The organism is Streptomyces sp. NPDC012935, assembly GCF_042900345.1.
Classification (GTDB): Bacteria; Actinomycetota; Actinomycetes; order Streptomycetales; family Streptomycetaceae; genus Streptomyces.
Genome location: NZ_JBIBBC010000003.1, coordinates 393,558 through 404,131, shown reverse-complemented (window position 1 = coordinate 404,131; position 10,574 = coordinate 393,558). Strand labels below are relative to the sequence as shown.

At 70.0% G+C, this 10,574-nt stretch carries 7 protein-coding genes; 2 read left to right on the top strand and 5 right to left on the bottom strand.

From position 1 onward, the window contains the following. Positions 1-21 precede the first annotated feature (21 nt). Positions 22-3,492, top strand: a complete 3,471-nt coding sequence (locus ACFY5C_RS10685; protein WP_389442947.1) for an amino acid adenylation domain-containing protein — start codon at positions 22-24, stop codon at positions 3,490-3,492. 59 nt (positions 3,493-3,551) lie between these two features. Here the strand turns inward: ACFY5C_RS10685 and ACFY5C_RS10680 are convergent, their stop codons facing one another. Next, positions 3,552-4,568 carry an ABC transporter substrate-binding protein gene (locus ACFY5C_RS10680; protein ID WP_389442945.1) on the bottom strand — a complete coding sequence of 339 codons (1,017 nt, stop codon included), beginning with the start codon at positions 4,566-4,568 and terminating at the stop codon, positions 3,552-3,554. Positions 4,569-4,654: 86 nt separating this feature from the next. Next, the gene (locus ACFY5C_RS10675) at positions 4,655-5,608 is read right to left on the bottom strand and encodes a methionyl-tRNA formyltransferase (protein WP_389442943.1); all 954 of its coding nucleotides are present in this window, start codon (positions 5,606-5,608) and stop codon (positions 4,655-4,657) included. 84 nt (positions 5,609-5,692) lie between these two features. Between ACFY5C_RS10675 and ACFY5C_RS10670 the strand changes: the two genes are divergently transcribed. After that, positions 5,693-7,018: a lysine N(6)-hydroxylase/L-ornithine N(5)-oxygenase family protein gene (locus ACFY5C_RS10670; RefSeq protein ID WP_389442941.1), complete on the top strand. Its 1,326-nt coding sequence runs from the start codon at positions 5,693-5,695 to the stop codon at positions 7,016-7,018. A 5-nt stretch (positions 7,019-7,023) separates the two neighbouring features. Here the strand turns inward: ACFY5C_RS10670 and ACFY5C_RS10665 are convergent, their stop codons facing one another. The 3 genes from ACFY5C_RS10665 to ACFY5C_RS10655 all read right to left on the bottom strand — a co-directional run bounded on the left by ACFY5C_RS10665 (position 7,024) and on the right by ACFY5C_RS10655 (position 10,480). Then, on the bottom strand, positions 7,024-7,680 hold the full coding sequence (locus ACFY5C_RS10665; RefSeq protein ID WP_389442939.1) for an isochorismatase family protein: 657 nt from the start codon (positions 7,678-7,680) through the stop codon (positions 7,024-7,026). 90 nt (positions 7,681-7,770) lie between these two features. Then, a complete protein-coding gene (locus ACFY5C_RS10660) occupies positions 7,771-9,606 on the bottom strand; it encodes a glycoside hydrolase family 15 protein (protein ID WP_389442938.1) in 1,836 nt (611 codons plus the stop codon). 94 nt (positions 9,607-9,700) lie between these two features. Further along, a complete protein-coding gene (locus ACFY5C_RS10655; RefSeq protein ID WP_389442936.1) occupies positions 9,701-10,480 on the bottom strand; it encodes a DeoR/GlpR family DNA-binding transcription regulator in 780 nt (259 codons plus the stop codon). Positions 10,481-10,574: the final 94 nt, after the last annotated feature.

Sequence of the window (10,574 nt, the reverse complement as noted above, 5' to 3'; positions counted from 1 at the left end):
CGGACGACTTCGGAGGAACCGGTGACGCAGCACCACCCGACCGCGGACGAGCTGCTCCGTTCGGTCACCGACACATTCGGCTCGGAGGCAGCGCCGAGCGAGGACGACAGCCTGATCGCCTGGGGCCTGGACTCGATCACCCTGATGAAGATCGCGGGCGGCTGGCGCAAGCAAGGCGTCCGGGTCAGCTTCGCCGAACTGGCCAAGGAGCCGACCCTGCGCGCCTGGCGAGTGCTGCTGGCGGCACACGTCCCGGCCGCGGCCCGGCCCGAAGAGCGGACACCGGCCCTGCCGCCCCCCGCCCCCGAACCCCGCGAGCCCTTCCCGCTGGCCGTCATGCAGCACGCCTACTGGATCGGCCGAGGTGACGAGACCGCCCTCGGTTCCGTCGCCGCCCACCTCTACGTCGAGTTCGACGGCTCAGGCGTCGACCCCGAACGGCTGGACGCGGCCGTACGAGCCCTGGCGGCCCGCCACGGCATGCTCCGCGCCCGCTTCACCGACGACGGCCGCCAGCAGATCCTGCCCGACCTCGCGCCACCCGCGACCGTCGTCAACGACCTGCGCACGATGGACGCCGACGCGGCGGCGGCCGCACTGGAGGACGTCCGGCACTCCGCCTCGCACGCCCGTCTGGACATCGCGGCCGGCGAGGTGTTCTCCGTGCAGCTCTCCCTGCTGCCGGACGGCGGCTGCCGGTTGCACGTCGACGTCGACATGCTCGCCGCCGACGCCCTCAGCTACCGCGTGCTGCTCTCCGACCTCGCCGAGCTCTACGAGAACCCCGCCGCCGCGCTCCCCCCGATCCGCACCAGCTACCCGGAGTACCTCGCGGAGCGTACGGACGTACGGCGGCTGAGCCGGGAGCAGGCCCAGCAGTGGTGGCAGCGACGGATCCCCGAGCTGCCGAGCGCCCCCGAACTCCCGCTGGTGCCCGAGGCGGAGCGCACCGACCCGACCCGGGTGACCCGGCGGCATCACTGGCTGCCGCCTCAGGAGAAGCGACGGCTGACCGCCCGGGCCCACCAGCACGGACTGACCCCGGCCATGGCGGTGGCGACCGCCTTCTCGGAAGTCCTGGCCGCCTGGAGCGGACAGCCGCGTTTCCTGCTGAACGTGCCGATGTTCGACCGCAGGGGCTCCCACCCTGACGTCGACCTGCTCGTCGGCGACTTCACCAGCTCGGTGCTGCTCGACGTCGACCTGGCCGAGCCGGGCTCGTTCACCGAGCACGCACAACGCCTGCAGGACCGTATGCACACCGACGCGGCGCATTCCGACTACTCCGGCGTCGAGGTCCTGCGTGACCTGTCCCGGCTGCGCGGCGAACAGGTCCTGGCGCCCGTGGTGTTCACGAGCGCCCTCAATCTCGGCGAGCTCTTCGACTCCGGCGTACGGAGGTCCTTCGGCAAGCCCGTCTGGATCATCTCCCAGGGGCCGCAGGTCCTCCTCGACGCCCAGGTGACCGAGGTCGACGGCGGCCTGCTCGTCAACTGGGACGTGCGTGAGGACGCCTTCCCGGCCGGCCTGGTCGACGCGATGTTCGCCGCCTTCCACGGGCTCGTCACCCGGCTCGGCACCGACGACACCGTCTGGGAGCGGCCGCTGCCGGCCCTGCTGCCCGCCGAGCAGTCGGCGGTCCGCACCAAGGTGAACGCGACCGCGGGCCCGCGCAGCCACCGGCTGCTGCACCAGGGCTTCTTCGCTCGCGCAGCCGACCAGCCGGACGCTCCCGCCCTGCTGTGGGGCGACGAAGGCGCCGTGTCCTACGGTGAGTTGGCCGACCGCGCACTGCGTGCCGCGGCCGCGCTTCGTGAGCGGGGAGTATGCGCCGGCGACACGGTCGCGGTCAGCCTCCCCAAGGGGCCCGACCAGATCACCTCCGTGCTGGGCGTGCTGGCCGCCGGCGCAGCCTACGTGCCGATCGGTGTCGAGCAGCCCCCCGCCCGCCGCGACCGTATCCGCGCAACGGCGGGGTTCCGCGTCGCACTGACCGACGGACGCCCGGTCGAGGGCCTCGACGCCCTGCCGGTCGCCGAGGCGGTGCGCACGGCGGCCCTCGCGGAGCCGGTGCCGGTGGACGAGGCGCAGCCCGCCTACGTGCTCTTCACCTCGGGCTCGACGGGCGAGCCCAAGGGCGTGGAAGTGCCGCACCGCGCGGCCATGAACACCATCGACGACCTCAACGACAGGTTCGGCGTGGGTGCTTCGGACCGCTGTCTCGCTCTGTCCGCCCTGGACTTCGACCTTTCCGTGTACGACATCTTCGGGCTGCTGAGCGCGGGCGGCGCGGTCGTCCTCGTGGACGACGGCGACCGGCGTGAGGCAAGCCAGTGGGCCGACCTCGTGCGCTCGCATCGAGTGACGGTCCTCAACTGCGTGCCCCCGCTCCTCGACATGCTCCTCCTGGCCACCGCTCCCGGTGAACTCACCGGTCTGCGCGCCGTGCTGCTCGGCGGCGATTGGGTCGGCACCGACCTGCCGGGGCGGCTGGCCGAGCGGGCTCCGGGCTGCCGGTTCACAGGACTGGGCGGTACGACGGAGACCGCGATCCACTCCACCGTCTGTGAAGTGACGAACCCTCAAGTACCGCCGCACTGGCGGGCGGTGCCGTACGGCACACCGCTGCGCAACGTCCGCTGCCGGGTCGTCGACGGACACGGACGGGACTGCCCGGACTGGGTGCCGGGGGAGCTGTGGATCGGCGGGGACGGGGTGGCGCTCGGCTATCGGGCCGATCCTTCCCGTACGGCCGAGAAGTTCACCGAGGCGGACGGACTGCGCTGGTATCGCACCGGTGACCTCGCGCGGTACTGGCCGGACGGCACCCTGGAGTTCCTCGGGCGCCGGGACCACCAGGTCAAGGTGCGCGGGTTCCGTGTCGAACTGGGCGAGGTGGAGGCCGCACTCGCCGGCCACCCTGCCGTACGGCGTGCCGTCGCCGGGCTGACCCGGGGGCAGGGCGTCCAGCTGGCGGCCGCGGTGGCCGCCGACGCGGGGACGGCCGAGGACGTGCTGCGGGACTGGGCGCGCTCCGTACTGCCGCCGCACATGGTCCCCACCCGGATCACCGTGGCCGAGGAACTGCCGCTCACCTCCAACGGCAAGCTCGACCGGCGCGCCGTCCAGGAGCTGTGGCAGGTCGAGGAGACGGACGCGCACCGGGCGCCCGGCAGCGCCCTGGAGACGGTCGTGGCCCGCGTCTGGCAGGACGTCTTGGGCGTCGAACGCGTCGGCCTCGACGACGGCTTCTTCGCCCTCGGCGGCGACTCGGTGCTCGCCACCGTGATCGTGGGCCGGCTGCGTGAGGCGCTGGACACCTCGGAGGTGTCCGTACGCTCGCTCTTCGCCACCCTCACGGTCGGCGGTATGGCCAAGCGGCTCTCCGCCGGGGAGGAGACGCCCGGGCGGCTGGAACAGGTCGCCGCGATCCACCTGGAGATCGAGGACATGTCGGCGGCGGAGATCGACTCTGCACTGCGCGACATATGAGAAGGAGGGGTGGGTGCCGCTCGGGCACCCACCCCTCCTCCGTTTCCCCCTCGGGCGGTTCAGTCGAGCTTCTCGAACCCGGGCTCAAGGTTGTCCAGCGCCCACGGGATGCCGAGCGCGGACGGGCTGCGCAGCTGGCTGATGGTCGCGACATCGGTCACGACGTACCTGTCCTGCTTCACCGCGGACATGTTCTTCACCAGGTCACTGGACTCGAACGCCTTCTTCAGGTCCGGCGTGGTGAACGCGATCACGACCAGATCGGCGTCGAGCTTGTCGAGCTGCTCGAATGACAGCTCACCGGTCGGGCTGCCGTTGACCGTCTTGATGTTCTTCACCGCCGGGGGCAGGCTCATTCCGACCTGGCTCATCAGCTTGGCGGCGAAGTCGTCCTCGGAGGCGATGGTGAAGATCTTGGCCGGGGTGTTGCCGATGGACAGGCTGTAGGTCTTGCCCTGCAGCTTCGGGTGCTTCGCCTTCACCGCGGCGATGCTGTCCTCGGTCTCCTTGATGACCTGGGCGCCCCGCTCCTCCTTGCCGACGGCCTTGGCGACCACCTGGACGTGCTCCTGCCAGGTCTGCTGACCCCAGGCCGTCTCGTAGCCGATGGTCGGCGCCACCGCGGCGAGCTTCTCGTAGTCCTTGTCCAGGGTGAAGTCGGAGGTGGCGAGGATCAGATCGGGCTGGAGGGACGCGACCTTCTCGTAGTCGACGGCGGTCAGGGTGTCGAGGAGCTCGGTCTTCTTGGTGTCGATCCGGTCCTTCAGCCACGGGTAGACGCCGTCCTTGGTGAGGGCGTCCTTGGAGACGGCGACCGGCGTGACGCCGAGGGCGTACAGGGCGTCGATGTCGTCGGTGCCGCCGTTGCCGATCACCACGATCCGCTCGGGAGCCTTGGTGACTTTCGTGGTGCCGAACTTGTGCTTGATGGACACCGGAAAGGCGGACGAGGAGTCCGCCTTCGCGTCGCCGGAGGCGTCGGTGGAGGCGTTGGAGTCGTCTTCGACGGAGCCGCAGGCTGCCAAGGAGGCCGCCAGGGCGACGGTGAGAAGGGTGCTGAGAAGCTTTCTCGACATGCGCGCCAGTAAAGCAAGGTAAGCCTTGCCTTAGCAACGCGTATCGGACAACTTCTTTGTTTTTGGCCGTAGTTGACGTTGCTCGATCACGGCTGACCGGTGAGATAACCGCCCATCGTGCGGAAGTAGTCGGTCGCCTCGTGCTCGGCGCCGTCGTCGGTGCGCAGCCGCCGGATGACCAGCCCCGGGTGGCGGCCGCTGTAGGCCTCTGCGCCGGCCACGATGACCACTCCGTCGCCCTCGCGGATGAAGATGCGGCCGGGAGTGCCGCCGTAGCGGCCCTCGGAGACGGCGGCCGAGACGACCCTTATGCGCTGCCCGCGGTGGAACGTGTACGCGTTCGGATACGGGTCCGACTGGGCCCGTACGAGCCGTTCCAGGCGCTCCGCGGGCCAGTTCCAGTCGATGCGGCTGTCCTCCGAGGACCGCTTGTGGAAGAAGCTCGCGCGGCGGCGGTCCTGGGCCTGCCAGTGCGAGGCGGCCCTGCCGGAGTCGATGAGGTCGAGCGACTCACGCACGATGGGGGCGATCAGGTCAACCGTGCGGTGGAAGAGGTCCGTTGCGGTGTCGTTCGGTCCGACCACCACCGAGCGCTGCACCAGGATGTCCCCGGCGTCCAGCTCGGCGTTCATGCGGTGCGCGGTGACACCGACGCGTTCCTCGCCGTTGATGAGCGCCCAGATGATGGGGGAGAAGCCGGCGTAGGCCGGCAGCAGCGAGTCGTGGACGTTGAGCGTGCCGTGCGGGGGGAGGTCGAAGATCTCCGGCGGCAGCCAGGTGCGCCAGTTGTTGGCGACGAGGATGTCGGGCCTGGCCTCGCGTACCGCGGCGAGGAGTTCGGGGTCGTCGGGTCGGTTGCGCAGGAGGACGGGGACGTTGTTCTTCTCGGCCAGTTCGGCGACGGAGTCGCCCCAGATCTTCTCGTAGGCGTGGTCGCTCTTGGGGTGGGTGACCACGAGGGCGACCTCGTGATCGGAGTCCAGCAAGGCCTGGAGAGTGCGGTGGCCCCAGGTCTGGTAGCCGAACATGGCGACGCGCATGCGGTTCTCCCCTTCGGCAGGCTCCATTGCAAGGTAAGGCTAACCTTATCTAACATGTGGCTGCCTGAGGGAGGCGATGCCACGGTGAAGTCACCGCTCACGGGATCGGACACCATCCACGACGTCCTCGGAATCGGCTTCGGGCCGTCAAATCTCGCCTTGGCCATAGCGATTGACGAACACAACGCGAACCTTCCGGCAGACCGTCGGACCAACGCCCTCTTCCTGGAGCGCCAGCCGTGTTTCGGCTGGCACCGGGGCATGCTCATCGACGACGCCACCATGCAGGTGTCGTTCCTCAAGGACCTTGTGACGCTGCGCGATCCGGCCAGCGACTTCAGCTTCCTGTGCTTCCTGCGCGAGCGCGGCCGGCTGATCGACTTCCTGAACCAGAAGACCCTCTTCCCGCTCCGCGTCGAGTTCCACGAGTACTTCGAGTGGGCCGCCGCACGGGTGCGCCACCTCGTGGCGTACGACCACCTGGTGACCGCCGTCGACCCCGTGCGCGACGACACGGGCACGGTGACGCACTTCGAGGTCGTCTGCCGGGACCCGGAGCGGCCCGGCCGGCATGTGACCTATCGCGCCCGGGACATCAGCGTGGCGGTCGGCCTGGAACCACATGTGCCGCCCGGCGTCGAACGCTCCGAACGCGTCTGGCACAACAGCGAGTTACTGCCTCGCGTGACCGAACTCGCCGCATCCGGTGAGCCGGTGCGTCGCGTGGTCGTGCTCGGTGCGGGGCAGAGCGCCGCCGAGACCGTCGACTATCTGCACCGCTCCTTCCCGGAGGCGGAGGTCTGCGCGGTGTTCGCCAAGTACGGCTACACGCCGGCCGACGACAGCCCGTTCGCCAACCGCATCTTCGACCCGGAGGCGGTGGACGTGTATTTCGTCGCCCCCTCCGAGGTCAAGCAGTCCCTCTTCGACTATCACCGCTCCACCAACTACTCCGTCGTCGACATGGAGTTGATCGAGTCCCTGTACGCCACCGCGTACCAGGAGAAGGTCAACGGCCGGGAGCGGCTGCGCTTCCTCAACGTCTCCCGCATCCGAGGCGTCCGCGAACGCGGTGCCGCCGGGCTCGACGTGGCGGTGGAGTTCCTGCCGACCGGGGAGCGCCAGGTCCTTCAGGCCGATGTGCTCGTGCACGCCACCGGCTACCGGCCGCGCGACCTCACCGCCCTGCTCGGCGAGGCGGCGAAGGTCTGTCTGCGGGACGACGGGGACGCGCTCCGGGTCTCGCGCGACCACCGCGTGGAGACCGCGCCCGATGTCACCGCCGGGATCTACCTCCAGGGCGGCACCGAGCACACGCACGGACTCACCTCGACCCTGCTGTCGACCACCGCGATCCGCGCCGGGGAGATCCACCGGTCCTTGCTGACCCGCCGCACGGCGTCCGTCTGAGCGGGTCAGACCGCTTCCGCCGCGGGCACGGCGGGGTCGAGAGCGGCCACCACCCGATCCGTGGACGTCACCACGCCGCACGTGTCCGCCACCCACTCGAGCGCGAACTCATGGCTGCCGGCCGACGCGTCGGCGATGGCGTCGGCGACGACGAAGGGCTCCAGGTCCTGCACCCAGGCGTCGGCGGCGGTCATCAGCACGCCGACCCGGGCGAACAGCCCCGTGATGACGACCTGGTCCCGCTTCAGGTCGCGCAACCGGCTCTCCAGCCGGGTCCGGGCGAACGCGCTGTGCTTGCGTGCCGTGAGCACGGCGTCCCCGGTGCGCGGCTCGACCTGCTCGGCGAAGGCCTCGCCGTCCCTGTCGGCCGGCCCGTCGGGCCCGGCGGGCCGTCGTACGTACAGGGCGGGGCCGCGTTCCCCGGCGGGCACCGAGTGGATGACGGGCACGCCCGCGGTGTGCGCGGCACGCACCAACCGCCCGGTGTTCGCGAGGAGTTCGGTGATCGGGGCACCCTCCTGATCCAGTACGCGCACGAAGCGCCGCTGTAAGTTGAGCACCACGAGCGCGGCCCGGACCGGGTCGAGGGTCCACCCGGTGGCGTCGTCGGGCAGCATCGCGGGTGTCGGCATGAGGTACGGGAAGATCGAGGCAGGCGTCATCTCGGGTTTCCCTTCGGCGAGTTGGGGAACCCTATTTAGGTTAGCCTCACCTAAGTTCGATGTCTTGTCGGTTGGGCCTGTGAACCGACCTCAGCCCAGGGCACGATCCAGGTTGAACGCCGCACTGATCAGCGCGAGATGGGTGAACGCCTGCGGGAAGTTGCCCTGTTGCTCGCCCGTGTGGCTGATCTCCTCGGCGTACAGGCCCAGATGGTTGGCGTACGTCAGCATCTTCTCGAAGGCCAGCTGGCCCTCGTCGACGCGGCCGGCCCGGACCATGGCCTCGACGTACCAGAACGAGCAGATCGAGAACGTGCCCTCGTCGCCGCGCAGTCCGTCGGGGCTCGCCTCCGGGTCGTAGCGGTAGACCAGCGAGTCGGACACCAGGTCCTCGGTGAGGGCGTCGAGAGTGGACAGCCACTTCGGGTCGGTCGGCGCGATGAACTTGGCCATGGGCATCATCAGCACGGCCGCGTCCAGTACGTCACTGTCCTCGCACTGGACGAAGGCCTTGCGGGTCTCGGACCAGCCGCGGCTCATGATGCGCCGGTAGATCCTGTCCCGGCACTCCTGCCAGCGCGGCAGATCGGCGGGCAGCCCGCGACGGTTGGCCATGCGGATGCCACGCTCGATCGCCACCCAGCACATCAGCCGCGAGTACAGGAAGTTCTTGCGGCCGCCGCGGGTCTCCCAGATGCCCTCGTCCGGCTGGTCCCAGTTCGCGCACACCCACTCCACCAGTGCGCACACGTCGTCCCACTGGTTGCTGGAGACGGGTTGCGCCCACTTGTCGTACAGGTAGATCGAGTCGACCAGCGCGCCGTAGATGTCGAGCTGGAGCTGGTCGGAGGCGGCGTTGCCGACACGCACCGGAGCGGAGCCGAGATGGCCCTCCAGATGGTCGATCACCCGCTCGGGCAGATCGGTGCGGCCGTCGATGCCGTACATGATCTGCAACGGACCGGTGGGCGAGCCGTCACCCCGGCTGACGTGCTCGGTCAGGAACTTCATGAAGGCCTCGGCCTCGGTCGTGAAGCCCAGCCGCAGCATCGCGTACACGCAGAACGCGGCGTCGCGCACCCACATGTACCGGTAGTCCCAGTTGCGTTCGCCGCCGAGCTGCTCGGGCAGGCTGGTCGTCGGCGCGGCCACGATGGCGCCGGTGGGCGCGTAGGTGAGCAGCTTCAGGGTCAGTGCGGAGCGGTGCACCATCTCCCGCCAGCGGCCCCGGTACTTGGAGGCGGAGAGCCAGTCCCGCCAGTAGGCCACCGTGCTGTTGAACTGCCTCTCGGCCTCGGCCCGCGCGCACCTCTTCAGCGCGAGCGCCCCGCTGATCTGGTCCAGCGCCAGCACCGCCGACTCGCCCTGGGAGAGCTTGAAGTCGGCGTGCACGTCCGGCCCGTCGATCTCCAGCGGCACGGTGGAGGTCAGCCCGATCGCCAGCTCCTCCGACTCGAAGACCGCCACCTCGTCCTCCAAGCGGACGGTATGGGTCCGGGTGCCGTAGTCGAAACGGGGCGCGACGCGCGTACGGAAGGGGATCGAGCCGCGTACGCACACCACGCGTCGGATCAGCCGGTGCCGCTCGGCCTCGGCCGGATCGCCGTCGACCGGCATGAAGTCCTGCACCTCGCCGACGCCGTCCTCGGTGAAGAACCTGGTGATCAGGACGTTCGTGTCGGGGAAGTAGAACTGCTTGGTCCGCGCCGGCACGGAGGCCGCCAGCTCGAAGCAGCCGCCCCGCTCGGCGTCCAGGATCGCCGCGAAGATGCTGGGCGCGTCGAAGGCCGGGCAGCAGTACCAGTCGATCGTGCCGTCGATGCCCACGAGGGCCACGCTGCGCAGATCGCCGATCAGACCGTGATCGGCGATCGGCACGTACCGCGACGCCCCCGGTGTGCCCGTCTCGATCGGAGTAGTGCTCATCGCAGCCTCCTCGGCCCGCCATGTACCCCGCTCCCAGCGTAGGTGAGGCCGGCCGGGGAAGGGCCGGGGCGGCGAGATCCCGGGGCCCGGGGCCTCAGACCGCGACGACCTGCAGGCCCGCCTCCTCGAAGCGGCGCAGCGTCTCCGGATCGGCCGCCGTATCCGTGACCAGCGTGTTCACCGCGTCGGCCGCGCAGATCCGGGCGAACGCCCGCCGGCCCAGCTTGCTGGAGTCCGCGGCCACGACCACGCGCTCGGCGCGCTCGCACAGCAGCCGGTTGATCGCTGCCTCCGCCTCGTCGTGCGCGGCGGCGCCGTGTGTGACGTCGAAGCCGACGACGCCGAGAACCGCCACGTCGATCGTGATCTGGGACAGCACCCCGTCCGCGAGCGGCCCGATGAGCTCGTACGACTGTGGGCGCGCCACCCCGCCGGTGACCACGATCTTGAACTGGGGGCGCACGGCCAGCTCATTGGCGATGTTGAGCGCGTTGGTGACGACGGTCAGCGCGGGAGATCCGGACGCGAGGTCGCTGCGGACGGCCAGGGCGCGCGCCACCTCGGTCGTCGTCGTACCACCCGTGAGCCCGACGGCCTCGCCGGGTGCGACGAGGTCGGCCACCGCCTTGGCGATGCGTTGCTTCTCCGAGGCGTGGCGGGCCGTCTTGTAGCGCAGCGGCAGCTCGTACGACACTCCGTGTACCACCGCGCCGCCCCGGGTGCGGACGAGCATCTGCTGCTCGGCGAGCTGGTCGAAGTCGCGGCGGATCGTGGCGGCGGAGACCTCCAGCTCGGCGGCCGCCTCCTCGACGTCCAGCCGGCCCCGCTCCACGAGCAGCTCCAGCAGCGCCTTCCAGCGGGCGTCGCGCGACATCCACCCTCCACTCCTCGATCTCCCGCGACCTTAGCGCACGCTTCTTCCGGTGTTTGCTTGATTATGCTCGAAACTGGGAGCTATCTTGCAAGAA

Coding starts and splice junctions, on each gene's coding strand:
- ACFY5C_RS10680 (WP_389442945.1), bottom strand. CDS start 4,568: ATGTCGAGAAAGCTTCTCAGCACCCTTCTCACCGTCGCCCTGGCGGCC.
- ACFY5C_RS10675 (WP_389442943.1), bottom strand. CDS start 5,608: ATGCGCGTCGCCATGTTCGGCTACCAGACCTGGGGCCACCGCACTCTC.
- ACFY5C_RS10665 (WP_389442939.1), bottom strand. CDS start 7,680: ATGACGCCTGCCTCGATCTTCCCGTACCTCATGCCGACACCCGCGATG.
- ACFY5C_RS10660 (WP_389442938.1), bottom strand. CDS start 9,606: ATGAGCACTACTCCGATCGAGACGGGCACACCGGGGGCGTCGCGGTAC.
- ACFY5C_RS10655 (WP_389442936.1), bottom strand. CDS start 10,480: ATGTCGCGCGACGCCCGCTGGAAGGCGCTGCTGGAGCTGCTCGTGGAG.